This window comes from Streptomyces sp. PSU-S4-23 (assembly GCF_055632315.1).
This window is the reverse complement of the sequence record NZ_JBVMUU010000002.1, coordinates 4,993,177-5,017,208: the sequence shown is the minus strand read 5'-3', so window position 1 is coordinate 5,017,208 and position 24,032 is coordinate 4,993,177. Positions and strand designations below refer to the sequence as shown.

The following is a 24,032-nucleotide window of genomic DNA, read 5'->3' as shown; positions in this document are numbered from 1 at the left end:
CGCATGGCAAGCGATACGGGAGGAGCGGCGATGCCGGAAGTGTTCGTGCAGGGCGAGCCCGTGGGCACGTATCCCGCGCCGGCGCCGGAGGCGCGGCGCGGCGCGGTGCGGCGCATCACCGAGGTGGGTGAGGAGGTGCTGCACCGGCCCTGCCGGGAGGTGACGGCGGCGGAGTTCGGCTCTCCGCAGCTCGCCGCCCTCATCGACGACATGTTCCTGACGATGTACGTGGCCGAGGGCTGCGGCCTCGCCGCGAACCAGGTCGGCGTGGACCTCCGGCTCTTCGTCTACGACTGCCCGGACGAGAACGGCTCCCGGCACGTGGGCCACATCGCCAACCCGGTCGTCGACGGACCGGACACCACGGGCCGGCGCCTGCTGGAGGAGCCCGAGGGCTGTCTGTCGGTCCCGGGCGCGTGGCGGGAGGTGCCCCGGCCCGACCGCGCCGTCGTCCGCGGCCTGGACAAGGACGGCAGACCGCTCGTCATCGAGGGCACGGGGTACTTCGCCCGCTGCCTCCTGCACGAGACGGACCACCTGGTCGGGCACGTGTACCTGGACCGCCTCTCGAAGCGCGACCGCAAGGACGCACTCCGGCAGATGACGGACCGGCGCGAGGAGGTGTTCGCGCGGCGCACGGCCAGGCAGGCGGAACTGGCGGCGCGCGGTGCCGGGGAGTCCGGGGCGCGCCGGGAAGAAGGCCGGGGAGAAGGGGGAGCGTGACGGAACCGGCAAGCGTGACGGACCGGCAAGCGTGACGGACCGGGGACCGGCCCCCGGGCGGGGCCGGCCCGGCGGGGATCACGCCTTCGGGGCCACCTTCGACAGGCCGTTGATCAGCCGGTCCATCGCGTCTCCGCCCGTCGGCTCCGTCAGGTTGGCCAGAAGCTTCAGGGTGAACTTCATCAGCAGCGGGTGCGTCAGGCCCCGCTGCGTGGCGATCTTCATCACCTTCGGGTTGCCGATCAGCTTCACGAAGGCGCGGCCCAGCGTGTAGTAGCCGCCGTAGGTGTCCTTGAGGATCTTCGGGTAGTTGTGCAGGGCCAGTTCGCGCTGGGCGGGGGTCGTGCGGGCCGCGGCCTGCACGATGACGTCGGCCGCGATCCGGCCCGACTCCATGGCGTACGCGATGCCCTCGCCGTTGAACGGGTTGACCAGACCGCCCGCGTCACCGACGAGCAGCAGGCCCTTCGTGTAGTGCGGCTGCCGGTTGAAGGCCATGGGGAGGGCGGCGCCGCGGATCGGCCCGGTCATGTTCTCGGGGGTGTAACCCCAGTCCTCCGGCATCGAGGCACACCAGGCCTTGAGGACCTCGCGCCAGTCCAGCTCCTTGAAGGCGGCGGAGGTGTTGAGGACGCCCAGGCCGACGTTCGACGTGCCGTCGCCCATGCCGAAGATCCAGCCGTAGCCGGGCAGCAGCCGCTCCTGGCCGCCGCGCCGGTCCCACAGCTCCAGCCACGACTCCAGATAGTCGTCGTCGTGGCGCGGGGACGTGAAGTACGTACGGACCGCGACGCCCATGGGGCGGTCCTCGCGGCGGTGCAGGCCCATCGCCAGGGACAGGCGCGAGGAGTTGCCGTCCGCGGCCACCACCAGCGGCGCGTGGAAGGTGACCTCGCGCTTGTCGTCGCCGAGCTTCGCGTGCACACCGGTGATGCGGCCGGTGCGGTCGTCGACGATCGGCGCGCCCACGGTGCAGCGCTCATACAGCCGCGCGCCTGCCTTCTGCGCCTGCCGGGCCAGTTGCTCGTCGAAGTCCTCGCGCTTGCGGACCAGGCCGTAGTCCGGGTACGAGGCGAGATCCGGCCAGTCCAGCTGGAGCCGCACCCCGCCGCCGATGATCCGCAGGCCCTTGTTGCGCAGCCAGCCGGCCTCCTCGGAGATGTCGATGCCCATCGCCACGAGTTCCTTCACGGCGCGGGGCGTGAGGCCGTCGCCGCACACCTTCTCGCGCGGGAAGGCGGTCTTCTCCAGCAGCAGGACGTCGAGTCCGGCCTTCGCCAGGTAGTACGCGGTGGTGGAACCGGCTGGCCCGGCCCCGACGACGATCACGTCGGCGGTGTGTTCGGTAAGGGGCTGGGGCTCGGTCACGGCGGGTTCTCCCCAAGACTCGACGACGACAACGGCGGGCCGGCGACGACGGCGACGGCACCGGCGACAGCGGCGTCAGCGGCGTCAGCGGCGGAAACAAACGGCGAAAACGACGTGCTGACGGGCACTGGACATGGGCAGTCTATTCAGCGGTTCAGATCTCCCGGCTGAAGGGCTGCCCCGTGACCAGAGCTCTCCCCGACGTACGGCTGCGCGTTCCCACCGACGAGGACGCCTTCACCTGGCACCGGATCTTCGCCGACCCCGAGGTCATGAGGTTCCACGGCGGCCGGGCAGCCGAGCTGTCGGTCTACGAGGAGCTCACCGCCCGCCAGCGCAGACACGACGCCGAGTACGGCTTCTGCCTGTGGACCATGCTCGACGAGTCGGGCGAGGTCATCGGGTTCACGGGCGCGCAGCCGTGGCCGGGCGAGTGGGGTCCGCAGGGCGAGATCGAGATCGGCTGGCGGCTCGCGCGGGCGCACTGGGGCAAGGGGTATGTCACCGCGGCCGCCCTCACCACGCTGGAGCGGGTGCGGGCAGCGGGCGTGCCCCGGGTCGTGGCCATGGTCCGGCCCGAGAACGAGCGGTCGATCGCCGTCACCCGGCGCCTCGGGATGGAACTGGCGGAGATCCTCACCCACCCCCGGCTGGGCGACCCCGCGCACTGCTACCGGCTCGACCTGTGACACCGAGTGACGGACTGCTACAGACAGGCACGTAACGCTTCCGGGTAGCACCCTCGGCCGGTTACCCTTCCAGTACCACTGGGGGTGACATCTGTGCCTATAACACCCAAGACACCCGAAGTGCGCGTGCCACGGCTGATCGGTCTGATGGCGGTGGACGCACGCGAGGCCGCGGAGAAGCAGGGCGTGCTGCTCGCCGCGCCCGACCGTCCGGACTTCCATCTCACCGTCGTCGACTACGTCGTACGCCAATACCCCCTGCCGGGCGCGCAGGTGCCGCGGGGCGCCGTGGTGACCGTGTGGTTCGACCTCGGCGAGGGCGGAGGGGGCGCCGGGGTCCGCGAGCCGCGGCTGCCCATTCCGCCGCCGGGCGGACTGCGCCGCGAACTCGACGAACCGGGGAACGCGTTCGAACTGCTCAGGTGAGCCTCGGCCGCGGCACGGCCCTTCGTGCCCGGCGTCGTCCCGGCGTCGCGACCCGCGTATGCCCGCGGTGCCCGTGTGCGGGGATGCCCCACGGGGCGGCCCGGGCGGCAGCGCGGCGCGTCCGTGCCGGCGGGCGCCCGCGTTCCCTCTTCGCCGCCGGCGTGAACACCGTTGCGCGGCTCGCCGGCGCCGGGACCGTCAGACCGTCTTGAAGCCGCGGTGCAGCGCCACGATCCCGCCCGTGAGATTGCGCCACGCCACCTTGGACCAGCCCGCCTTGCGCAGCCGTTCCGCGAGGGCCGGCTGGTCGGGCCAGGCGCGGATGGACTCGGCGAGGTAGACGTAGGCCTCGGGGTTGGACGACACCGCGCGGGCCACGGGCGGCAGCGCGCGCATCAGGTACTCGGTGTAGAGCGTCCGGAAGGGCGCCCAGGTCGGATGCGAGAACTCGCAGATCACGACCCGGCCGCCGGGCTTCGTCACCCGGTACAGCTCGCGCAGCGCCGCGTCCGTGTCCTGCACGTTGCGCAGCCCGAAGGAGATCGTCACCGCGTCGAAGACGTCGTCCCTGAACGGCAGCCGTGTCCCGTCCCCCGCGGTGAACGGCAGCCAGGGGTGCCGCCTCTTGCCGACCTGGAGCATGCCGAGCGAGAAGTCGCAGGGAACGACGTACGCTCCCGTGCGCGTGAAGGGGAGCGACGAGGTCGCGGTACCGGCCGCCAGGTCCAGGACCTTCTGCGCGGGGCGCGCGTCGACCGCCTTCGCGACCTCCTTGCGCCACACCCGGTCCTGGCCGAGCGACAGCAGGTCGTTCGTCAGGTCGTACCGTTCCGCCACGTCGTCGAACATCGAGGCGACTTCGTGCGGCTGCTTGTCCAGGGATGCGCGGGTCACGGTCCCCATTGTGGCAGCACCGGGTACGGCGCCCGCGCGCCGCACCCGGCACACCGCGCCTCAGCGGCGCCGGTGCACCAGCCGGCCCGCGACGACCGTGGCCACGCACGTCCCGGCCCCGCGCTTCCCGAGCGCCGCCTCGTCCGGGACGTCGAACACGGCGAACGTCGCGTCCCACCCGTCCGCGCCGTCCGGCGGCAGCGGCACGGGCATCGCCTCCGCCAGGCTCCGTCCGGCCAGCGGGTCGAGGACCGGGGGCCCCGCGGGAGCCCCGAAGCGCTCCTGCACGGTGAGCCCCGCCCGGTACACGGCGTCCAGCACCGCCGGGCGCCACAGGGCCCCCGCCACGGCGACGGTCCCGTGCGCCAGCATCCGCTGCACGCCGCGCCGCGCGCTCGCGCCCCAGCGGGCGTCGCTCATGCCGCGCGCCTGAAGTGCTTCGAGGTCCTCGCCCATGAGCGGCTCGGTGCCGAGTTCGCCGGCCTCGCGCGGATCCGGATGGTAGGCCCGCTCCAGCAGTTCGGGCCCGTACGGATTCAGCAGGCCCGGGGTGAGCACCCCCGGCCAGCGCCGGACACGGGCCGCCGGATGGGCCGCCACCAGTTCCTCGTACGGGCCGAGGGCCGCGCACTCCCGGCCGTCGACCAGCACCGCGCCGCCCGGCACCGCGGGCCGGCGGTCGCCCGTGAGCAGCAGGTCGGCGGCGTGGATCGTCAGCACGGGCGGATCAGCTGGAGGCCAGCAGCTTCAGCTCGGGGTGGGCCGTGCCGCCCGCGATCGCCGTCGACGAGATGTGCGAGACGACCCGCTCGTCGGCGGGGTCGTTCGCCGGGTCGTCGTGGACGACGAGGTGCTCGTACGTCGTGGACCGCTGGGCCGGGACCCGCCCCGCCTTCCGGATCAGGTCGATGATCTCCTGACGGTTCGAGCGGTGCTTGGCGCCTGCCGAGGAGACCACGTTCTCCTCCAGCATGATGGAGCCGAGGTCGTCGGCACCGTAGTGCAGCGACAGCTGGCCGGTCTCCTTGCCGGTGGTCAGCCACGAGCCCTGGATGTGCCGGACGTTGTCGAGGAAGAGCCGGGCGATCGCGATCATCCGCAGGTACTCGAAGACGGTCGCCTGGGTGCGGCCCTTCAGATGGTTGTTCTCGGGCTGGTAGGTGTACGGGATGAAGGCCCGGAAACCGCCCGTGCGGTCCTGCACGTCACGGATCATCCTCAGGTGCTCGATGCGCTCGGCGTTGGTCTCGCCGGTTCCCATGAGCATCGTGGACGTCGACTCGACCCCCAGCCCGTGCGCGATCTCCATGATCTCCAGCCAGCGCTCGCCGCTCTCCTTCAGGGGAGCGATCGCCTTGCGCGGCCGCTCGGGCAGCAGTTCGGCGCCGGCACCGGCGAAGGAGTCGAGTCCGGCGGCGTGGATACGCGTGATCGCCTCCTCCACCGTGACACCCGAGATCCGCGCCATGTGCTCGACCTCGGAGGCCCCCAGGCTGTGGATGACCAGTTGCGGGAAGGACTCCTTGATGGCGCGGAAGTGCTTCTCGTAGTACTCGACGCCGTAGTCCGGGTGGTGACCGCCCTGGAACATGATCTGCGTGCCGCCCAGCTCGACCGTCTCCGCGCACCGGCGCAGGATGTCGTCGAGGTCGCGCGTCCAGCCCTTGGCGGTGTCCTTCGGCGCCGCGTAGAACGCGCAGAACCTGCACGCCGTCACGCACACGTTCGTGTAGTTGATGTTGCGCTCGATGATGTACGTCGCGATGTGCTCGCTGCCGGCGTACATACGGCGGCGCACGGCGTCGGCGGCCGCGCCCAGCGCGTGCAACGGGGCGTCACGGTAGAGGGCGAGCGCTTCTTCGGGGGTGATCCGCCCACCGGCGGCGGCACGGTCGAGGACGGACTGGAGGTCGGCCTTCTCGGTCACCGGGCGTCCCTTTCGCGAGGGTTGTGGACGGACGCAGGGGCTGCGGACGGACCGAACCAGCCTACGCCAGGGGTAGGGCACCACCGTCGTCAGGCCGTGTGGGCGCCGATCAGGAGCCCGACGAGGGCGCCCGCGATGAGGAACGGCCCGAAGGGGATCGCGGTCCGCCGCCCGGCCCGCCGCAGCGCCACGAGCCCGAGCCCGTACAGGCCGCCGAAGAGGAACCCGGCGAAGGTGCCGAGCATCACGGTTCCCCAGCCGTACCAGCCGAGCACCGCCCCGAGGCCCAGGGAGAGCTTGACGTCGCCGAAGCCCATGCCGTTCGGGGGGAGGACGAAGAGGAGGAAGTACGCGCCGCCGAGCACCAGCGCACCGAGCAGCGCGGTGAGCCACACGCCCGCGTGCCCGGGCAGGGCCGCCGCGGCGGCGAGCAGGATCAGGGCGAGGGCCGCGAGCGGCAGCGTGAGCACGTCCGGCAGCCGCTGCACCCGGAAGTCCACGATCGTCAGCAGCACCCCGAGGGGCGCGAGCAGCAGCCAGACCCCCAGTTCGGGGCGGGTGCCGGTGGCGAGCGCGAGTCCCGCGCAGACCAGGGCGGTGGCCACGCACACCACGCCGGTCCCCGGCCCGTAGACCCGTCCGTCCGCGCATCGCGCCCGACCGACCCACCCGCCGATCCGATGCCCGTCGGGACAGCGGTCCCGCCACGGCTGCTCGGGCTCGACGCAGAGCCGGTACGCGGCCCGGGGCACCAGCGCACCGGCCGCCGCACCCCACAGCGCGGCACCCGCGGTCAGCCAGAGGTCCAGATCCACGCGGACAGGGTATGCGGACCGTGCGCCGCCCAACTCCCGTGCTCCACAAGGCCGCGACGGCTCCGGGTCCGCTAGTCGATCCTCGCCAGCCGCGACGTCGGGTTTCCGGCGTCCGGGTTGTCGGAGGTGTACTCGAGATCGGCGCCGACCGGCGTCAGCCGGATCTCGTGCCGTCCCCTCGTGCACGTCGACGGGTTGGACGCCGAGGTACACGGCGGGCACGGCCGACCGCCCGGCATCGGGACTGCCCGGACCGCCCGTCGGCGCCGGGGAGCGGGCGCCCGCCGCGCCGCCCTTGTCCGCACCGTCCTTGCCCAGCGGCCCGAAGAGCACGGCGGACCCGACCGTCACGGCGGCCAGCGCTCCCGCGACCGCCAGCGCGACCGTGCAGCTGACCCGCCGGCCACGGCCGCCCGCGCCCGGCACGGAGGTCGCGGCGACGCTCACGGACAGCTTCCCGGGCGGGCCCTGGGCGTCCCGCGGGGCCGGCTGCGCGCCGGGGCGGGGCGGCGGGTGGGCGGGGGCCGTCGCCGGGGCGCTCAGATCGGGCGGCGGCCCGAAGACCCCGGCGGGGGGCCCGAAGCCGCCGGCCCCCGACGGGACGCGGGCCCCCTCGCCGCCCGAGGGAGGACTGTGCGCCGGGCGGCCGGGTGCCTCGACACCGGGCACCGGCGCGTGCGGCGCCGGGACGTTGGGCGCCGGGACACCAGAAACCGGACCACCCGGCACCGACACATTCGGCCCCGACACCGGAACACCAGAAACCGGAGCGCCGGGCGCCGACGCGTTCGGCCCCGAGGCGTCGGACGCCGTGGGGTCGGGCGCCCGCGGCCGGGGCGCCGGTCCGTCCCCCGCCGGCGCGTCGGGCGTCGTGGACGCCGGCGCGGTCGGCGCGGCCGCGTTCGGCGTCGGCCCCCCGGGCACGGGCCCGCCGGACACCGGCCCGTTCGACGCGGCCGCGCCTGGCGCCGGGCTCCCGGGCACCGCCCCGTCGCGCACCGGACCACCCGACGACCCGCCGGGCACCGGAACGGCCTCCCCCGCTCCCCCGGCCCCACCCGTCACATCACCCCCGGCGGACGGCGCGCCGACCGAGCGGTTGCTGAAGCCCACCGGGCCCGACGGCGGTGCCTGGGCCGCCTCCAGGTTCAGCAGCTGTACGGCCTTGCGGCTGACCTGTTCCACCAGGGGGCCCGGCAGCCAGCCCGCCGTCACCAGGGGGGCCGCGCCCGTCGGGGCGAGCCGTCGGGCCACCTCCGCCGGTGTGGGGCGCCCGGCCGGGTCCTTGGCCAGGCATACGGCCACCAGGTCCCGCAACTCGCCCTCCAGCGAGCCGAGTTCGGGCTCCTCGTGGACCACCTTGTACAGCAGCGCCGCGGACGAGTCGCCGCGGAAGGGGGACTCGCCGGTCGCCGCGTAGGCCAGCACGGCGCCCAGGGAGAAGACGTCCGCCGCGCCGGTGACGCCCTTGCCGGTGATCTGCTCGGGCGACATGTAGCCGGGCGAGCCGATGGAGACGCCGGTGGAGGTGAGCGACGCCGTGCCGTCCGTGGCGCGCGCGATGCCGAAGTCGATCAGGAGGGGTCCGTCGAGGGTCAGCAGGACGTTCGACGGTTTCACGTCCCGGTGGACCAGCCCCAGCCCGTGCACCGCCGTCAGCGCCTCCGCGAGGCCGGCGCCCAGGACCCGTACCGAGTGCCCGGGCAGCGGGCCGACGTCCCCGACGGCCGCGGCCAGCGAGGGTCCGGCCGCGTACCCGGTTGCGACCCACGGCACGGATGCCTCCGGGTCCGAGTCCAGGACGGGCGCGGTCCACGCGCCGCCGACCCGCCGCGCGGCCTGCACCTCGCGGCGATGGGGGTCCCCCCGCGCGAGCGCATTCGAGCGTGGGGGAGGGCGCGGAACTCCTCGTCGAGCGCGAAGTGCGGATGCACCACCTTGACCGCGACCGTGCGTCCGCCGGCGCTGCGCCCGAGGTAGACGCGGCCCATTCCCCCGGAGCCCAGCCGGCCGAGCAGCCGGTAGGGCCCCACGACGGTGGGTTCACCGGCTTCGAGCGGCTGCATGGCGTCCACCCCTCCCCCGTACGACTCCCCAGCAGCGTAGTGCCCGGTGCGCCCCGTGCCCGCGCTCCGTGGCACACCCCCTCTACTGCTCCAGGAGCTTCACCTTCACGTCCGCGGGGAAACCCGTCGTCGGGCCCACCCGCCGGGCGAACTCGGCGACCGCCGCCAGCTGCGGGCCCCCGAAACGGAAGTCGAGCGTCGTGAAGTACTGCTCCAGGACCTTCTCGTCGAACGCCTCCCAGCGCGCCGCCTGCTCCGCGACCTTGCCCACCTCCTCCAGGGAGAGGTTGCGGGAGGCCAGGAACGCCTCGTGCACCGTGCGGGTGATGACGGGCTCGCGCTCCAGGTAGTCGCGACGCGCCGCCCAGACCGCGAAGACGAACGGCAGGCCCGTCCACTCCTTCCACAACGCGCCGAGATCGTGCACGGCGAGGCCGTAGCGCGGGCCGTCGAGGAGGTTGGCACGCAGGGCGGCGTCGCCGATCAGCACCGCCGCCTCGGCCTCCTGCATCATCAGGCTCAGATCGGGCGGGCAGGTGTAGTAGTCGGGGCTCACCCCGTACCGGTCGGCGAGCAGCAGCTGGGCGAGGCGCACGGAGGTCCGGGAGGTCGAGCCGAGGGCGACACGGGCGCCGTCCAGCCGGTCCAGCGGGACCTGCGAGACGATCACGCAGGACATCACCGGGCCGTCGCAGCCGACCGCGATGTCGGGGAAGGCGACCAGGTCGTCGGCGTGCTTGAGGAACTCGACCAGGGTGATCGGCCCGATGTCGAGGTCGCCCTGCACCAGCTTCTCGCTGAGCTTCTCGGGGGTGTCCTTGGTCAGCTCGAAGTCCAGGAGGGTCCCGGTTCTCGCGAGCCCCCAGTACAGGGGCAGGCAGTTCAGGAACTGGATGTGGCCTACGCGCGGCCGGGTGCGAGGATTGTCCACATCGCGAGACTAGACCCCGTGCGGCACGGCGCCGGGCCCAGGGTCCGCAGGCGGCTTCCGACACCCCCCGGACGATCGGTGTCAACCCCTGTGACTAGAATGCGCCACAGCAACGTCAACCCAGCTCGGCATCCCCTCAAACATCCGGGTGGCGTGATCTTGACCTCTGTTGCTTTCGGCTGCCCACGTGCTAGGCTCGCCGCAAGTTGCAGTTTGGTTTCCTTGCAGTACAGAGCCTGCGGAGCATGTGACCGCGGGCTCTCGTCGTTTTCAGAGGCATGCAGTTGTGCGGCGTTCAAGTTTTCACACTTGCAGGTTCTGGAGCAGGGCAACCCTTTGGGCCCAAGGAGGGCTTATGGCTACCGGAACCGTGAAGTGGTTCAACGCCGAAAAGGGCTTTGGCTTCATCGCCCAGGAAGGCGGCGGCCCCGACGTCTTCGTCCACTACTCCGCGATCAACGCGAACGGCTTCCGCTCGCTTGAGGAGAACCAGCAGGTGAGCTTCGACGTGACCCAGGGCCCGAAGGGCCCGCAGGCGGAGAACGTCACCGCCATCTGAGTCCCCGTCTCGGAGTCTTCGCTCTTCGGTTCCAGGCCGTCGGCTCACTGAGTCCGATGCTCTGATCCGGAACGGACAGCAGTACCCAAGGAGCCCCCCGCGCCACCCGGCGCAAGGGGCTCCTGCTTTTTGCCCGCGCGCTTGTTGCCCGCGTGCCTCTCGCCCGCACGCCTCTTGCCCGCGCGCTCTTCACACGTGCTGCATGACCAGGACGACCGTGGTCCCCGGCGCCAGCGCCTCGTACGAGTGCGGCACGTCGCCGCGGTACGCCATGTAGTCGCCGGCGCCGAGTTCCACCTCCTCGCCGCGCGGACCGGCGAGGGCCCGCCCCGCGCTCACCACCAGGTGCTCCACCGTCCCCGGGATGTGGGGTTCCGAGGCGCGCACGGACCCCGGTTCCAGCCGCACGCGGTAGATGTCCCGGCGCGCGCCCGGCGGGCTCGCGGAGAGCAGGGTCGCCGCGTAACGGGCGTGCTCGGAGTGCACGGCCGGCCCCTCCCCCGCGCGGATCACCTGCACCGCCGGTGCGGGCGGCTCGACGAGTGCGCTGAACGGCACGCCGAGCGCCACGCCGAGCGCCCACAGCGTCTCCATGCTGGGATTGCCGTTCGCCGCCTCCAACTGGGACAGCGTGGACTTCGCGATGCCGGCGCGCTTGGCGAGCTCGGACAGGGAGAGCCCGGCGCGGGTGCGTTCCCGGCGCAGGGCGGCCGCGATCCAGTCGAGGGGCAGCCGGGCCGGAGGGGTGGTGTCGGCGTCGGTCATGGCGTTCGCTCCATCGGTATGTTCGTTCACCTTGACGAACAGCAGGGGTGCTGTCCATTGTAGAGAACATGCGTTCACCATTCCGAACACCCGCGTGGGCCGCCGCCGTCGACCGGGCGCTGCTGCGGGACGTGTCCCTCGTCTGCCTCGCCAGCGGTGTGGTGGGCATGTCGTTCGGCGCGATCGCGGTCGCGGGCGGGCTGCCGGTCTGGGTGCCGGTGGTGATGTCGCTGGTGGTGTACGCGGGCTCGGCGCAGTTCAGCGCCGTCGGCATCCTGCTGGCCGGGGGCGGCCCGGTGGCCGCGGCGGGGACGGGCCTGCTGCTGAACACGCGCACGGCGGCGTTCAGCCTGGGGGTCGCGGACGTGCTGGCCGGCGGGGGGCGGCTCGCCCGGTTGGCGGGCGCCCATCTGGTGACCGACGAGACGGCGGCCTTCGCCCTGGCCCAGCGGGACCCGGCACGCCGCCGGGCGGCGTTCTGGATCTCCGGGCTCGGGCTGTACGCGGCGTGGAACCTGTGCGTGCTGGGCGGTGCCCTGGCCGGCGGCGCGCTCGGCGACACGGATGCCATCGGCCTGGACGCCGCCTTCCCCGCCGTGCTCGTCGCCCTGGTCCTGCCGGCCCTGAGGGAGGACGCGGGCGTGCGGCGGGCCGCGGTGGCCGGCGCCGCGGTGGCACTGGCGACGACGCCCTTCGTGCAGGCCGGGGTGCCGGTGCTGCTCGCCCTGGCCGGGCTGCTCGTGCCCGGGAGGCGGGCATGACGGCGACGGCCGCCACGATCCTCGCGCTCGCCGCGGGAACGTACGCCTTCCGGCTGGTGGGCCCGGTGCTGCACGGCCGGTTCGATGTGCCGGACCGCATCCGGCGGCTGCTGTCGGCCGCCGCGGTGGTGCTGCTGGTCGCCCTGCTGGCGACGGGCGCGCTCACCGGGCCGGGCGGCTTCGCGGGCTGGGCACGACCGGCGGGAGTGCTGGTGGGCGGGGTGCTGGCGTGGCGCCGGGCGCCGTTCGTGGTGGTGGTCCTGGGCGCGGCGGCGGCGACGGCGGCGCTGCGGGCGGCCGGGCTGGGGTGACCGGTGAGGTGACCGTGGGACGACCCGTGGACGACCCGTGGGACCACCCGTGGGACGGCCGCGGACCGGCGCCGGGCCGTCCGCGGCCCTACCAGGTCACGGGCAGCTCCAGCGGGAAGCGCCGGATCGTCTCCGTGTCCCAGCGCACCTCGTCCGGCGCCACCGCCAGCCGCAACCCCGGGAACCGCTCCAGCAGCCGCCCGATGGCCACCTCCAGCTCGGCCATGGCCAGCGGCACGGCGATGCACCGGTGTCCGCCCCAGCCGAAGGTCATGTTCGGCCCGGGAGGCCGGTCCGGGTCGATGACGTCCGGGTCCGGGTAGCGCCCGGGGTCCCGGTTGGCCGTCAGGTACGAGACATGGACGAAGTCGCCCGCCCGGATCCGCACCCCGCCGAGTTCCACGTCCTCCAGCGCCACCCGGGGGATGCCCACCCCCTTGCGGAAGGGGATGTAGCGAAGCAGTTCGTTCAGGACGGCCGTCAACGTCCCGGGCCGGTTCCTGAGGTGCTCCATCAGTCCGGGGCGGGTCAGCAGGAGGTAGCAGATGTCGCTGATCTGGCAGGTGGCGGTGTCCTGCCCGCTGAGCGTCAGCGTCAGCGCCATCACGGCCAGTTCCTGGTCGTCGAGTACGTCCTCGCCCTCCCTGGCGGCGGCCAGCGCGCTGATCAGGTCGGTGCCGGGTGAGCGCCGCCGCTGTTCGACCAGTGCGCCGAAGTACGCCCGCAGTTCGGCCTTGGCGTTCGCGGCGGCGGCACGGCCGTCCGGTCCGGTGGACAGCAGCTGGTGCATGTACCGCTGCATCCGGGGCCAGTCGTCCCGCTCGATCCCGAGGAGATCGAAGACGGTGTGCTGGGGGAGCGGGTCGGAGAGGTGGTGCACCAGGTCCGCGGGTGGCCCCTGCGCGGCCATCTCGTCGAGCAGGGTGTCCGCGAGCCGGGTGATCGTCCGTCGCATCCGCTCGACGTGCCGTTTGGTGAAGGCCTGTGACGCCAGGTGCCGCAGGCGGCTGCTGTGCGGCGGATCGATCACGTTGATCGACTCGGGGGAGACGATGGGCTCCGGCGTCAGCCGCGGATAGTCGGACCCGATGATCGCGGCCCGGCTGAACCGCTGGTCGGTGGTCACCTGGCGCACCTCGTCGAACCCGGTGAACAGCCAGGCGTCGGCGTCGCCGTACGGCAGCCGGATCCGGGCCGGGCGGTCGCGGGCCATGAGCGCCGCGAGCGAGGGATCGAACTCCAGACCCTCGCTGAAGTCGAAGGGGCACTTGACTGCTTCGCTGCTCGATGTCATCGCGCGGTTCTCCGTTTCCAGCCGCCTGTCAGCCCGCGTCGGGCGCCGTCACCGGCGCCACGTCGGTGGCGTCCACCGCGGCGCGCAGCCCCCGGGCGAGCCCGACGGCGTCGCCGGCGGCCCAGAAGTGGGCGAAGAACAGGCGGGGTTCGTCCCTCAGACCGTGGTGGTGCACCTCGACGAGTTCGGCCCCCGCACGGCGCAGGGCCCCGAGGACGTCCTGGACCTCGTCGGCGACCATGACGCAGTCGCCGCTGACCGCGGCCCGTCCGCCGCCCAGCGGCTGGAAGTTGACCGCGGTGGTCGATCCGAGGCCCGGGGGCAGGATCCGTCCGCCGTCGGTGACGGTCTCGCGGCGGGCGAAGATGCTCTTGTAGACCCCGTCGTCGACGACGCCCCGGACGCCCATCGCGGCATCGATGCCGGCGGTGTCCAGGTCGAGGGGCCGCGCCTGCGCGGGAGGTGACGGGGGCGGGGTGCCGGTGCGGTCGAAGGCCGCGCGCAGGCCGCGGGCGATGGCCGCCGGGTCGTGGCCGTGCGCGTGGACGTGGACCCACCAGACGTCGGGAAACTGGGAGAGCAGGTGCTTGTGGAGCGCGGTCTGCTCGATCCCGTGCTCGTACAGCGCGTCGCCGAACGACTGCAGTTCCCGTTCGGTGACCACCACGTCGCCCATCAGCAGCGTGGCGCCGTCGGAGTACCGGACGAAGGAGACGTGCGACCCCAGGGCCAGGGCCGGTTTGATCAGGACACCGCGGGAGATCACCACGAGGTCCCGGCGCGGGAGGCCCGTGTGGTACATCACCCGCTTCATCTCGCCCGGGCGGCCCAGCGCGTCGGCCACGGCGGTCCAGTCCGACAGCGTGGTGGGCACCGGTGCGACCGGTCCCCGGCTCGTCCCCCTCGCCGTCGCCCCGCCGGACACCGCGCCGGCCGGGGTCGCCACCGCGGCCGGCACGGGGGCCAGGGCCATCGCCGCCAGCATGTGGCGGCGTGACGTACCCGCTCGTGACGGGGTGTCCCGTGATCCGTCCTCAGCCATCATCTGCGCCTCCTGGCGAGATGGAAGCACGGCGGGCCGCGGACCCCGGGGCATCGCCACCGCCGCCGGGGCCGGCTGGGCTAAGCAGTCGTTCGCGATCGGGTGAGAGGGCCCGGGGCCCGCCCTATCGCGGGTACAGCCCCGCCACCTGCCGGGCGAAGTCCCGCATGATCGCCTCCCGTCGCGGTTTCATCGACGGCGTCAGATGCCCGGCCTCCTCGGTGAAGTCCACGGGCAGGACGGCGAAGCGGCGGATGGACTCGGGGCGGGAGACCATCTTGTTGGCCTCGTCCACCGCGCGCTGCAGAACCGCGCGCACCTCCTCGTCGTCCACCAGGAGATCCATCGGCACCGGATGCCTGCCGTTCATCCGGCGCCAGTGGGTGATGCCCTCCGGGTCCAGGGTGATGAGGGCGGAGACATAGGGGCGGCCGTCGCCGATGACGATGCACTGGGAGATCAGGGGGTGGGAGCGCAGCCAGTTCTCCAGGGGGGCGGGGGCCACGTTCTTCCCCCCGGCCGTGATCAGGATCTCCTTCTTGCGGCCCGTGATCGTCAGATAGCCCTCGTCGTCCAGGCGGCCGATGTCGCCCGTCGGGAACCAGTCGTCGGGGGACGCCGGGACGACTCCTCCCGCGTGCGGGTCCCAGTAACCGCGGAACACCTGGCCCCCGGACAGCAGCACCTCGCCGTCCGCCGCGATACGGACCCTCGTGCCGGGCAGGGGCCAGCCCACCGTTCCCAGGCGGGGCTTGAGCGGCGGGGTGACCGTGGCCGCGCCGGTCGACTCCGTCAGACCGTAGCCCTCGTAGATCTCTATGCCCGCGCCCGCGTAGAAGGCGGCCAGGCGACGGCCCAGCGGAGAGCCGCCGCAGATGACGTGGCGGACCCTGCCGCCCAGGGCGCCCCGGATGCGGCGGTACAGGAGCGGGTCGTAGAGGGCGCGGGCGGCCCTCAGGGCACGGCCCGGACCGGGACCCGTGCCGTGCTGATGTGCCTCCAGCGCCTCGCCGTAGCGCCGGGCCACGCCTGCCGCGCGGTCGAACGATGCCGCCCGTCCGCCGCGCTCGGCCGTCGCCCGCGCGTTGTTGTACACCTTCTCCAGCATGTACGGGATGGCCAGCAGGAAGGTGGGCCTGAAGGCCGCCAGATCGGCCAGCAGGTCCGGCGCCGCCATGCTCGGCGCGTGGCCCAGGCGTACCCGGGCGCGCACGCAGGCGATGGCCACCATGCGGCCGAAGACGTGCGACAGCGGCAGGAACAGGAGCGTGGAGGGCTCGGCGCCCAACTTCGCCTTGAACACCGGGTAGAGGAGCTCGATCGCGTTGTCGACCTCCGCCAGGAAGTTGCCGTGCGTCAGCACGCAGCCCTTGGGGCGGCCCGTCGTGCCCGAGGTGTAGACGACGGTGGCCAGCGTGTCCGGGCCCAGCACGCCGCGGCGCACGGTCACCTCCTGGTCGGGGACCTGTCCGCCCAGCTCCGCGAGCCGCTCGACGTGCCCCTTCTCGATCACCCACAGGTGGCGCAGGTCGGGCAGCCGGCTGCGTTCCGGGCCGAGGGCCGCCGCCTGCCCGGCCGTCTCCGTCACCAGGGCGACCGCGCCCGAGTCCTGCAGGATCCAGCGGGTCTGGAAGACGGAGGAGGTCGGGTAGACGGGGACCGTCACCAGGCCCGCCGCCCAGGCGGCGAAGTCGAGGAGCGTCCACTCGTACGTCGTACGCGCCATGATCGCGATCCGGTCGCCCGGCACCAGGCCCTCGGCGATCAGGCCCTTGGCCAACGCCAGTACCTGGCCGGCGAACTGTGCCGCCGTCACGTCCGTCCACCCGCCGTCCGGGCCGCGGCGGCTGAGGACCCGGTGGCCGGGCGCCACGCTCGCGTTCTCGAACGGCAGGTCGGCGAGCGAGCCGTGGGTCACGGGCGGCACCAGCGGGGGTACAGACGCCTCGCGAACCTCGCCGCCCAGCCGCCGTGTCACCGGTTCCACGAGCACCGGCCCGCCGTCGTGGTCGAGATCGGCCGGGGTGGCGGGGACGGGCGTGGACGAGTACGAGATGGGCATGGGGCGGCTCCTGGGGCCTGCAGCTGTGCACCGCTTCGCTGCACGGGGTAGGCGCCGTGCGCACCGAGACGGCCACCGGCGGCACGCGGCTCGGTGTTACCGCCGGTTATCCCCGTGATCGTACGAGTCTCTCGTGGGGAGTTCGTGTGGGTTTGGGGAGGATCCGGGGCCGGGGCTGTGCAATCTCCTCCCCACGTCCGTCAGGCGCGTTCCAGGATCGCGGTCACGCCCTGGCCTCCGGCCGCGCAGATCGAGATCAGGCCGCGGCCGGGGGCGTCCCGCTCGGCGAGCAGCTTGGCGAGCGTGGCCACGATCCGGGCGCCCGTCGCCGCGAAGGGGTGGCCGGTGGCCAGGGACGACCCCGTCACGTTCAGCCGGGCGCGGTCCACCGGGGCCAGGCCGCGCTTCTCCCAGGCCGCGAGCGTCGCCAGCACCTGGGAGGCGAACGCCTCGTGGACCTCGACGAAGTCGAAGTCCGTCATGTCGAGCCCCGCCTTCTCCAGCATGCGCGGGACCGCGTACGCCGGGGCCATCAGCAGGCCGTCCTCGCCGCCCGCCACGTCCCCGCCGACGAAGTCGACGGCCGCCGTCTCGAAGGCCGTCAGATACGCCAGCGGTTCGAGGCCCCGCCGCCGGGCCCATTCCTCGCCCGCCAGCAGCACGACCGCGGCGCCGTCCGTGAGCGGCGTCGAATTGCCCGCCGTCATGGTCGGGTCGGGGCCACCGGTGCCGAACACGGGCTTGAGACGGGCCAGTTTCTCCGGCGTCGAGTCCGCGCGGAGGTTCTGGTCGCGCTCCAGCCCGCGGAAGGGCACCACCAGGTCCGACAGAAAGCCCCGTTCGTACGCCGCCGCCAGCCGACGGTGGCTGGCCGCCGCCAGTTCGTCCTGGGCCTCGCGGGTGATCCCCCAGGCGCGGGCCGTCACGGCGGCGTGCTCGCCCATGGACAGGCCGGTGCGCGGCTCGGCGTTGCGCGGGATGTCGGGGACCAGATGGCGTGGACGGACGGCCGCCAGGGCCCGCAGCCGGGCGCCGGCGGTCTTCGCGCGCCGGGCCTGCAGGAGGATGCGGCGCAGTGCGTCGTTCACACCCAGGGGCGCGTCGCTCGTCGTGTCCGCGCCGCCCGCGATCGCGGACTCCGTCCGGCCCAGGGCGATCTTGTCGGCGGCGGCGATCACGGCCTGCAGACCGGTGCCGCACGCCTGCTGGATGTCGTAGGCGGGGGTGCGGGGATCCAGCCGCGACCCCAGCACCGTCTCGCGGGCGAGGTTGAAGTCGCGGCTGTGCTTGAGCACGGCACCGGCGACGAGCTCGCCGACCGCGCCGGGGGCCTGGAGCCCGTGGCGCTCGACGAGGCCGTCCACGGCCGCGGTCAGCATCTCCTGGTTGGAGGCCGTGGCGTAGGGGCCGTCGGAGCGGGCGAAGGGGATGCGGCTGCCGCCGACGACGGCGACACGTCGCACTTCCCCGATGTGGAGGGGACTGCTCATCTCGACCTGCTCCTCACCCGTGACATAGGCTTACCCCCGGTAACCTTACTCCAGAGTAAAGAATACGAGCCAGCTGGGAGTCACACCATGGCCGACCGTTACCTGCGCTTCACGGGGACCGCTCCCGGTCGTTTCCTCGCCCGGCGGCTCGGGCTGCCGCAGCCCGTGGCGCTGCGCCGCTGGTCGGCCGGGCGGCCCACCCTGGACGGCCCGTTGCTGCACCTGACCGCGGGCAAGTCGGAGCTCGCCCTCGCCCCCGTCCTGGCCCGCACGGGTGTCGCGGCCGGCGACGGCCGGCCGGCCGCGGTCGTCCTCGACGCCACCGGCGTGCGGGACGTCGACGCGCTCGCCGAGGTGCACGCCGCGCTGCACCCCGTCGTGCGCTCGGTCGCCGACAGCGGGCGGGTGGTGGTGCTGGGCGCCCCACCCGACCCCGCCGACCACCACCAGGCGGCCGCCCAGCAGGGCCTGGAGGGGTTCACACGCTCGCTCGGCAAGGAGATCGGGCGCGGGCGGACCGTGACGCTCGTACGGCTCACCGACGCGCGGGCGGCGGAGTCGACGCTGCGGTTCCTGCTCTCGCCGAGGTCCGCATACGTGAGCGGGCAGGTCATCGAGGTCGCCGGCGGCCCGGCGCAACCGCCGCAGGACTGGGCCCGGCCGCTCGCCGGGCGGACCGCGCTCGTGACGGGGGCCGCGCGCGGCATCGGCGAGGCGGTCGCCGAGACGCTGGCGCGGGACGGGGCGCACGTGGTGTGCCTCGACGTGCCGGCCGCGGAGGCGGAGCTGCGGAGGGTGGCCGAACGCCTCGGCGGAAGCGCCCTGGCGCTGGACATCACGGCGGCCGACGCGGGCGCCCGGATCGCCGGGGCGCTGCCCGGCGGACTGGACGTCCTCGTCCACAACGCCGGGATCACCCGGGACCGGCGGCTGGCCAACATGGCGGCGGACCGGTGGAGCGCGGTGCTCGACGTGAACCTCGGGAGCGTGCTGCGCACGACGGACGCGCTGCTGGCGCGCGGGGTGCTGGGAGCCGGCGGGCGGATCGTGGCCACCGCCTCGATCTCCGGGATCGCCGGGAACGCGGGGCAGACGAACTACGCGACGAGCAAGGCGGGCGTGATCGGGCTCGTACGGTCGCTCGCACCGCGTGCGCTCGCCGAGCACGGGGTGACGGTGAACGCGGTCGCGCCCGGGTTCATCGAGACGAAGATGACGGCCGCGGTCCCGCTGTTCATCCGGGAGGCCGGACGGCGGATGAACTCACTGGGGCAGGGGGGACGTCCGGTGGACGTGGCCGAGACGACGGCCTGGCTGGCCAGCCCCGCCTCGGGCGCCGTGAACGGGCAGGTCGTGCGCGTGTGCGGCCAGAGCCTCCTGGGGGCGTAGACCATGACCACCGCCAGCGACAAGGTCGTGCTGCCCGGCTCCCCCTCCCTCGCCCCGCTCCTCGCCCGTGGTGCGCTGCGCTCGCCGTTCAAGCGCCCCCGGCCCGGCGCCGCCCCGCCCCGCACCCGCCTCGTCCTGCCCGGCGTCCGCATCGACCTCGCGCGCCTCGCCGCCTATGAGCGCGTCTGCGGCTTCCCCACCGGCGTCGAGGCGCTTCCGCTCACCTACCCGCACGTCCTCGGCTTCCCGCTGGCCATGCGGATCATGGCGGGCCGGGAGTTCCCGCTGCCCCTGATCGGGCTCGTGCACACGTCCGTCGAGATCAGCCAGCGGGAGGCGCTCACCCCCACCGCGGAGTACGAACTCACCGTGGGCGTACGGGAACTGGCACCCCACCGGCGCGGCACCGAGGCGGTCGTCGTCACCGAGGCCCGGACCGGGGACCGGCTCGTGTGGGAGTCGAGCAGCACCTACCTCGCACGGCACCGCACCCCCGCCGGCGCCGCCGCGGCACCGCCCGCCGCCGACATCCGCACCGCGCTCCCCGCCCGTGCCGAGTGGCGGCTCGGCGGGGACGTCGGGCGCCGGTACGCGGCCGTCTCCGGGGACCGCAACCCCATCCACCTGCACCCCCTCACGGCCCGCCTCTTCGGCTTCCCGCGGGCCATCGCGCACGGCATGTGGACCGTGGCCCGGTGCCTGGCCGAGCAGCCGGCCCGCGCCGCCGTCCACCTGCGGGCCGAGTTCAAGGCGCCCGTCCTGCTCCCCGGCACCGTGACCTACGCCGCCGACGGCGGGCGCTTCGAACTGCGCGGCGGGGACAGGCCGCACCTCACCGGCGAGATCCGTCCCCCGGCGAACTGATGCACGGCTCGTCCCCATCCGTCCCGACGTTCTTCCCTCGGTGACACCCCCTGCCGCCCGTGCCCGCCGGGACGGGCGCGGAGATCAGGGTGTGCGCCGCGCCACGCACCGGCTGGAGCCGGGGCGCGCCGCAGCGGGCGGTGGCGTTCCCGGGAGGAGGTGCCGGCGGGGCCCGGCCGGGCCTAGGACCCGCCAGACGGTTCTCGGTCGTGGTCGGGCGGCGACCAGGGGCGGCCCTCCATGAGGCTGCCGAGGCCCGCCCAGGCGAAGTTCATCAGGGTGGCGGCGGCCTGCCGGGCGGAGACGCCGGGGGTGGTGTTGGCCCAGTCCGCGAGTGACTCCGCGGCGCCGACCAGGGCCTCGGCGAGCCCGGCGACCTCACGCTCGGGCAGGTCCGGATCCCGGTGCGCCTGCCGGGCCGCCACCACGATGAGCTGCGTCACGAACGCGACGATCTCCTCGCGCATCGCGGCGACCTCGGCCGCGAAGGGCTCCGGGTGCGTACGGGCCTGGAGGTGCAGCACCGCCCAGGCGTCCGGGTTGCGGGCGGTGTGCGTGAAGAACGCGCACAGCCCGTCCCACAGTTGCCGGTCGGCGCCGAGCCCGGGCCGGACACCGGCACGCACGGCCTCGGTGAGCGCGGCGGCCTCACGGCGGATGCAGGCGGTGAAGAGATCTTCCTTGGAATTCAGGTACAGATACACCAACGGCTTGGACACACCGGCCAGTTCGGCGATCTCGTCCATGGACGCGGCCATGTAGCCGCGCTGGCCGAAGGTCTTCACGGCGGCGTCCAGCATCTGCTGCTCACGGACCGCCCGCGGCATCCGCCTGGTCTTCACGGAACCCATGCGGGCAAGCCTACGGTCGGCCCGCTCCGGTACGGGGCCGAGCTTACGAAGTCTGTCCCTGTGCCCGCGCCGCGTCGTCCGCCGTGTCCTCCTGCTCGCGGTTCGCCTGGAGGTTGGCCTTCATCCGGTCGACCCGCTGCACGATCCGCTCGGACGCCCGGTCCCGCTCCTTGCGGAGCACCACGAAGCTGATCGGGGCCGAGACCATCAGGGCGAGCAGTACGACCCACAGGCCGTTGGAGTCGCCGAGGCCGCGCGGGGCGAGGCCCGAGTAGACGAGGCCCCAGACGACCACGAGGCTGCCCGCGAAGATACCGAGGCGCATCAGCGTGTAGCGGAGCATCCCAAACCACTCTTCCGTTCCGAACATTGCCAAAGGGCACGGCACGTCCAGTGAAGCACGCGCGGCAGCCGATCTTGCAGGGGGGTGCCCGGCCCTCACCCGAGCGGCAGCAGCATCGTGATGTCGTCGCGGTCGTCCCCCGGAGCCACCCGGATCGCGCCGGGCACCCGGCCGACCTCCTTGTAGCCGCAGGAGGCATAGAACCGCTCCAGGCCGGCACCGCCCCGGCAGGTGAGCCGTATCGCCTCCACGCCCTCAAGGGCGCGGGCCGCGTCCGCGGCGGCGGCCAGCAGGTCCCGGCCGTAACCCCTTCCCTGGTGCCGCGGATGCACCATCACCGTGTAGAGCCACACCCAGTGCGTCATCAGCCGGTGCGTGTTGCGGGTGAGGAACGCGGCCGCGGCCACCCGCCGCTCCCCGTCGTACCCGACCAGCAGCCGGGTGCGGCCCTCGCTCATCGCCACCAGGTGCTTCACCAGCTCCGGGCGAACGGCCTCCGGCGTCACCGGGGGCACAAAACCGACGGCCCCGCCCGCGTTGGACACGTCCGCCCGCAGGCCGAGGAGGCCGTCGCGCAGGACGGGGGTGACGGCCGGGTCGAGCTCGAAGTCGAGGGGCATGCGGTCACACCCGCATGGGCTGCGGCTCGTCCCGGCGCGCCGGATCCGGCCCCTCGTACTCGCGGATGATCTCGTACCGCGTGTTGCGCTCCACCGGCCGGAAGCCCGCGTCGCGGATCAGGTCCAGCAGGTCCTCGCGGGTCAGCTTGTTCGGCGTGCCGAAGTCGTCCGCGTCGTGCGTGATCTTGTACTCGACGACCGAGCCGTCCATGTCGTCCGCACCGTGCTGCAGGGCCAGCTGCGCGGTCTGCACACCGTGCATGACCCAGAAGACCTTGACGTGCGGGACGTTGTCGAACAGGAGGCGGGAGACCGCGAAGGTCTTCAGGGCCTCCGCGCCGGTCGCCATGGCCGTCCGCTCCTGGAGGCGGTTGCGGACCTTGCCGTCCTTCATGTCCACGAAGTCGTGCTGGTAACGCAGCGGGATGAAGACCTGGAATCCTCCGGTCTCGTCCTGGAGCTCACGCAGCCGCAGCACGTGGTCCACCCGGTGCCGCGGCTCCTCGATATGGCCGTACAGCATGGTGCACGGGGTCCTCAGGCCCTTCTCGTGGGCCAGCCGGTGGATGCGCGACCAGTCCTCCCAGTGGGTCCTGTGGTCCACGATGTGCTGCCGGACCTCCCAGTCGAAGATCTCCGCGCCGCCGCCGGTCAGCGACTCCAGGCCCGCGTCGATCAGTTCGTCGAGGATCTCCGACGCCGAAAGGCCGGAGATCGTCTCGAAGTGGTGGATCTCCGTCGCCGTGAACGCCTTCAGGGAGACGCCCGGCAGCGCGGCCTTGAGCTCGCGCAGCGACCGCGGGTAGTAGCGCCACGGCAGGTTCGGGTGCAGCCCGTTGACGATGTGCAGCTCGGTGAGGTGGTCCGCCTCCATCGCCTTGGCGAGCCGGACGGCCTCCTCGATCCGCATCGTGTACGCGTCCTTCTCCCCCGGCTTGCGCTGGAAGGAGCAGTAGGCGCAGGACGCGGTGCACACGTTCGTCATGTTGAGGTGGCGGTTGACGTTGAAGTGGACCACGTCACCGTTCTTGCGGGTCCGCACCTCGTGCGCGAGGCCGCCGAGCCAGGCCAGGTCGTCCGACGCGTACAGCGCGATGCCGTCCTCACGGGTCAGCCGCTCACCGGCCCGGACCTTGTCCTCCAGCTCGCGCTTGAGCCCGACGTCCATGCTTGTGCCTCTCCCTCCGGACGAACCCTGCCCACCGTACCCTCCGCCCTCCGGGCGTCAGGCGCCCCCCGTACGACGCCGCGCCCAGGCCCTGTCGTCACATTCCCGTCTGCCCTTCGGGCGAACGACGGGAATGTGACGACAGGGCCTAGCGGGGTTCCGGGAGTTCGCCCACGCGGTTCTCCCACTTCGTGGAGAGCACGATCGTGGTCCGCGTGCGGGAGACGCCCTTGGTGCCCGACAGCCGGCGGATGGTCTTCTCCAGCCCGTCCACGTCGTTCGCGCGCACCTTGAGCATGAACGAGTCGTCGCCGGCGATGAACCAGCAGTCCTCGATCTCCTGAAGGTCCTTGAGGCGGCGCGCCACGTCCTCGTGGTCGGCGGCGTCGGAGAGCGAGATGCCGATGAGGGCGGTGACACCGAGGCCGAGGGAGGCCGCGTCGACCGTGGCGCGGTAGCCGGTGATGACGCCGGCCGCCTCCAGACGGTTGATGCGGTCCGTGACACTGGGTCCCGACAGGCCGACGAGGCGCCCCAGCTCCGCGTAGGAGGCCCGGCCGTTCTCCCTCAGGGCCTGGATGAGCTGCCTGTCCACCGCGTCCATGCGTTTGAAGCCTTCCGCTGAAAGATCCGAAGAGTCTGAAGTGATGAGTGGTGCTGCGGGGCGCCCGGGG

24 protein-coding genes and 1 pseudogene are annotated in these 24,032 nt (G+C 73.2%); 8 read left to right on the top strand and 17 right to left on the bottom strand.

Translation table 11 applies throughout. From position 1 onward, the window contains the following. Nucleotides 1-30 precede the first annotated feature (30 nt). Nucleotides 31-723, top strand: a complete 693-nt coding sequence (def, locus tag ACZ79I_RS23005; protein WP_471499373.1) for a peptide deformylase — start codon at nt 31-33, stop codon at nt 721-723. Between the two features lie 78 nt (nt 724-801). Here the strand turns inward: def and ACZ79I_RS23000 are convergent, their stop codons facing one another. Further along, nucleotides 802-2,091 (bottom strand): geranylgeranyl reductase family protein, encoded by a 1,290-nt coding sequence (locus ACZ79I_RS23000; protein ID WP_471499372.1) that lies wholly within the window; start codon nt 2,089-2,091, stop codon nt 802-804. A gap of 182 nt (nt 2,092-2,273) precedes the next feature. Between ACZ79I_RS23000 and ACZ79I_RS22995 the strand changes: the two genes are divergently transcribed. Both ACZ79I_RS22995 and ACZ79I_RS22990 read left to right on the top strand, forming a co-directional pair. After that, on the top strand, nt 2,274-2,780 hold the full coding sequence (locus ACZ79I_RS22995) for a GNAT family N-acetyltransferase (protein WP_471499371.1): 507 nt from the start codon (nt 2,274-2,276) through the stop codon (nt 2,778-2,780). An 84-nt stretch (nt 2,781-2,864) separates the two neighbouring features. Then, a complete protein-coding gene (locus ACZ79I_RS22990) occupies nt 2,865-3,206 on the top strand; it encodes a PASTA domain-containing protein (RefSeq protein ID WP_471499370.1) in 342 nt (113 codons plus the stop codon). Nucleotides 3,207-3,404: 198 nt separating this feature from the next. On the opposite strand, the gene ACZ79I_RS22985 is transcribed toward ACZ79I_RS22990, so the two are convergent. The 6 genes and pseudogenes from ACZ79I_RS22985 to ACZ79I_RS22960 all read right to left on the bottom strand — a co-directional run bounded on the left by ACZ79I_RS22985 (nt 3,405) and on the right by ACZ79I_RS22960 (nt 9,839). Next, on the bottom strand, nt 3,405-4,100 hold the full coding sequence (locus ACZ79I_RS22985) for a demethylmenaquinone methyltransferase (protein ID WP_471499369.1): 696 nt from the start codon (nt 4,098-4,100) through the stop codon (nt 3,405-3,407). A 60-nt stretch (nt 4,101-4,160) separates the two neighbouring features. Then, entirely contained in the window at nt 4,161-4,820 is a 660-nt protein-coding gene (locus ACZ79I_RS22980) for a hypothetical protein (RefSeq protein WP_471499368.1), read from the bottom strand. A gap of 7 nt (nt 4,821-4,827) precedes the next feature. Beyond that, nucleotides 4,828-6,027 (bottom strand): cyclic dehypoxanthinyl futalosine synthase, encoded by a 1,200-nt coding sequence (gene mqnC / locus ACZ79I_RS22975; RefSeq protein ID WP_471499367.1) that lies wholly within the window; start codon nt 6,025-6,027, stop codon nt 4,828-4,830. Between the two features lie 89 nt (nt 6,028-6,116). Continuing rightward, nucleotides 6,117-6,632: a prepilin peptidase gene (locus ACZ79I_RS22970; RefSeq protein ID WP_471505153.1), complete on the bottom strand. Its 516-nt coding sequence runs from the start codon at nt 6,630-6,632 to the stop codon at nt 6,117-6,119. Between the two features lie 801 nt (nt 6,633-7,433). After that, nucleotides 7,434-8,908, bottom strand: a pseudogene (locus ACZ79I_RS22965) (serine/threonine-protein kinase); the annotation flags it as partial. 82 nt (nt 8,909-8,990) lie between these two features. Beyond that, the gene (locus ACZ79I_RS22960; protein ID WP_471499366.1) at nt 8,991-9,839 is read right to left on the bottom strand and encodes a menaquinone biosynthetic enzyme MqnA/MqnD family protein; all 849 of its coding nucleotides are present in this window, start codon (nt 9,837-9,839) and stop codon (nt 8,991-8,993) included. 355 nt (nt 9,840-10,194) lie between these two features. On the opposite strand from ACZ79I_RS22960, the gene ACZ79I_RS22955 reads away from it, so the two are divergent. Beyond that, nucleotides 10,195-10,398 carry a cold-shock protein gene (locus ACZ79I_RS22955; RefSeq protein ID WP_043442843.1) on the top strand — a complete coding sequence of 68 codons (204 nt, stop codon included), beginning with the start codon at nt 10,195-10,197 and terminating at the stop codon, nt 10,396-10,398. Nucleotides 10,399-10,587: 189 nt separating this feature from the next. Here ACZ79I_RS22955 and ACZ79I_RS22950 read toward each other — a convergent pair whose 3' ends face one another. Then, complete coding sequence (locus tag ACZ79I_RS22950) at nt 10,588-11,163, bottom strand: helix-turn-helix domain-containing protein (RefSeq protein ID WP_471499365.1); 576 nt, start codon at nt 11,161-11,163, stop codon at nt 10,588-10,590. Between the two features lie 68 nt (nt 11,164-11,231). Between ACZ79I_RS22950 and ACZ79I_RS22945 the strand changes: the two genes are divergently transcribed. Beyond that, the gene (locus ACZ79I_RS22945) at nt 11,232-11,924 is read left to right on the top strand and encodes an AzlC family ABC transporter permease (RefSeq protein ID WP_471499364.1); all 693 of its coding nucleotides are present in this window, start codon (nt 11,232-11,234) and stop codon (nt 11,922-11,924) included. Further along, nucleotides 11,921-12,235 carry an AzlD domain-containing protein gene (locus ACZ79I_RS22940; protein WP_471499363.1) on the top strand — a complete coding sequence of 105 codons (315 nt, stop codon included), beginning with the start codon at nt 11,921-11,923 and terminating at the stop codon, nt 12,233-12,235. The genes ACZ79I_RS22945 and ACZ79I_RS22940 overlap by 4 nt, the downstream gene beginning before the upstream one ends. A gap of 88 nt (nt 12,236-12,323) precedes the next feature. Here ACZ79I_RS22940 and ACZ79I_RS22935 read toward each other — a convergent pair whose 3' ends face one another. From ACZ79I_RS22935 to ACZ79I_RS22920, 4 genes are all read right to left on the bottom strand, one after another. Further along, nucleotides 12,324-13,529 carry a cytochrome P450 gene (locus ACZ79I_RS22935; RefSeq protein WP_471499362.1) on the bottom strand — a complete coding sequence of 402 codons (1,206 nt, stop codon included), beginning with the start codon at nt 13,527-13,529 and terminating at the stop codon, nt 12,324-12,326. Between the two features lie 28 nt (nt 13,530-13,557). Then, the gene (locus ACZ79I_RS22930) at nt 13,558-14,502 is read right to left on the bottom strand and encodes a DUF1259 domain-containing protein (protein ID WP_471499361.1); all 945 of its coding nucleotides are present in this window, start codon (nt 14,500-14,502) and stop codon (nt 13,558-13,560) included. Between the two features lie 193 nt (nt 14,503-14,695). Further along, on the bottom strand, nt 14,696-16,633 hold the full coding sequence (locus ACZ79I_RS22925) for an AMP-dependent synthetase/ligase (RefSeq protein WP_471499360.1): 1,938 nt from the start codon (nt 16,631-16,633) through the stop codon (nt 14,696-14,698). Between the two features lie 200 nt (nt 16,634-16,833). After that, nucleotides 16,834-18,123, bottom strand: coding sequence for an acetyl-CoA C-acetyltransferase (locus ACZ79I_RS22920; protein ID WP_471499359.1), 1,290 nt, complete (start codon nt 18,121-18,123; stop codon nt 16,834-16,836). A gap of 87 nt (nt 18,124-18,210) precedes the next feature. On the opposite strand from ACZ79I_RS22920, the gene ACZ79I_RS22915 reads away from it, so the two are divergent. Further along, entirely contained in the window at nt 18,211-19,512 is a 1,302-nt protein-coding gene (locus tag ACZ79I_RS22915; protein ID WP_471499358.1) for a 3-oxoacyl-ACP reductase, read from the top strand. 3 nt (nt 19,513-19,515) lie between these two features. Next, nucleotides 19,516-20,376 (top strand): MaoC family dehydratase, encoded by an 861-nt coding sequence (locus ACZ79I_RS22910; protein ID WP_471499357.1) that lies wholly within the window; start codon nt 19,516-19,518, stop codon nt 20,374-20,376. Nucleotides 20,377-20,558: 182 nt separating this feature from the next. Here ACZ79I_RS22910 and ACZ79I_RS22905 read toward each other — a convergent pair whose 3' ends face one another. From ACZ79I_RS22905 to ACZ79I_RS22885, 5 genes are all read right to left on the bottom strand, one after another. Continuing rightward, nucleotides 20,559-21,227: a TetR/AcrR family transcriptional regulator gene (locus ACZ79I_RS22905; protein WP_471499356.1), complete on the bottom strand. Its 669-nt coding sequence runs from the start codon at nt 21,225-21,227 to the stop codon at nt 20,559-20,561. A gap of 43 nt (nt 21,228-21,270) precedes the next feature. Continuing rightward, nucleotides 21,271-21,570 carry a DUF4229 domain-containing protein gene (locus tag ACZ79I_RS22900; RefSeq protein ID WP_471499355.1) on the bottom strand — a complete coding sequence of 100 codons (300 nt, stop codon included), beginning with the start codon at nt 21,568-21,570 and terminating at the stop codon, nt 21,271-21,273. 95 nt (nt 21,571-21,665) lie between these two features. Then, nucleotides 21,666-22,190, bottom strand: a complete 525-nt coding sequence (locus ACZ79I_RS22895) for a GNAT family N-acetyltransferase (protein WP_471499354.1) — start codon at nt 22,188-22,190, stop codon at nt 21,666-21,668. Nucleotides 22,191-22,194: 4 nt separating this feature from the next. After that, nucleotides 22,195-23,358 carry an aminofutalosine synthase MqnE gene (mqnE, locus tag ACZ79I_RS22890; protein WP_471499353.1) on the bottom strand — a complete coding sequence of 388 codons (1,164 nt, stop codon included), beginning with the start codon at nt 23,356-23,358 and terminating at the stop codon, nt 22,195-22,197. Nucleotides 23,359-23,506: 148 nt separating this feature from the next. Beyond that, on the bottom strand, nt 23,507-23,962 hold the full coding sequence (locus ACZ79I_RS22885; protein ID WP_471499352.1) for an Lrp/AsnC family transcriptional regulator: 456 nt from the start codon (nt 23,960-23,962) through the stop codon (nt 23,507-23,509). Nucleotides 23,963-24,032 lie beyond the last annotated feature (70 nt).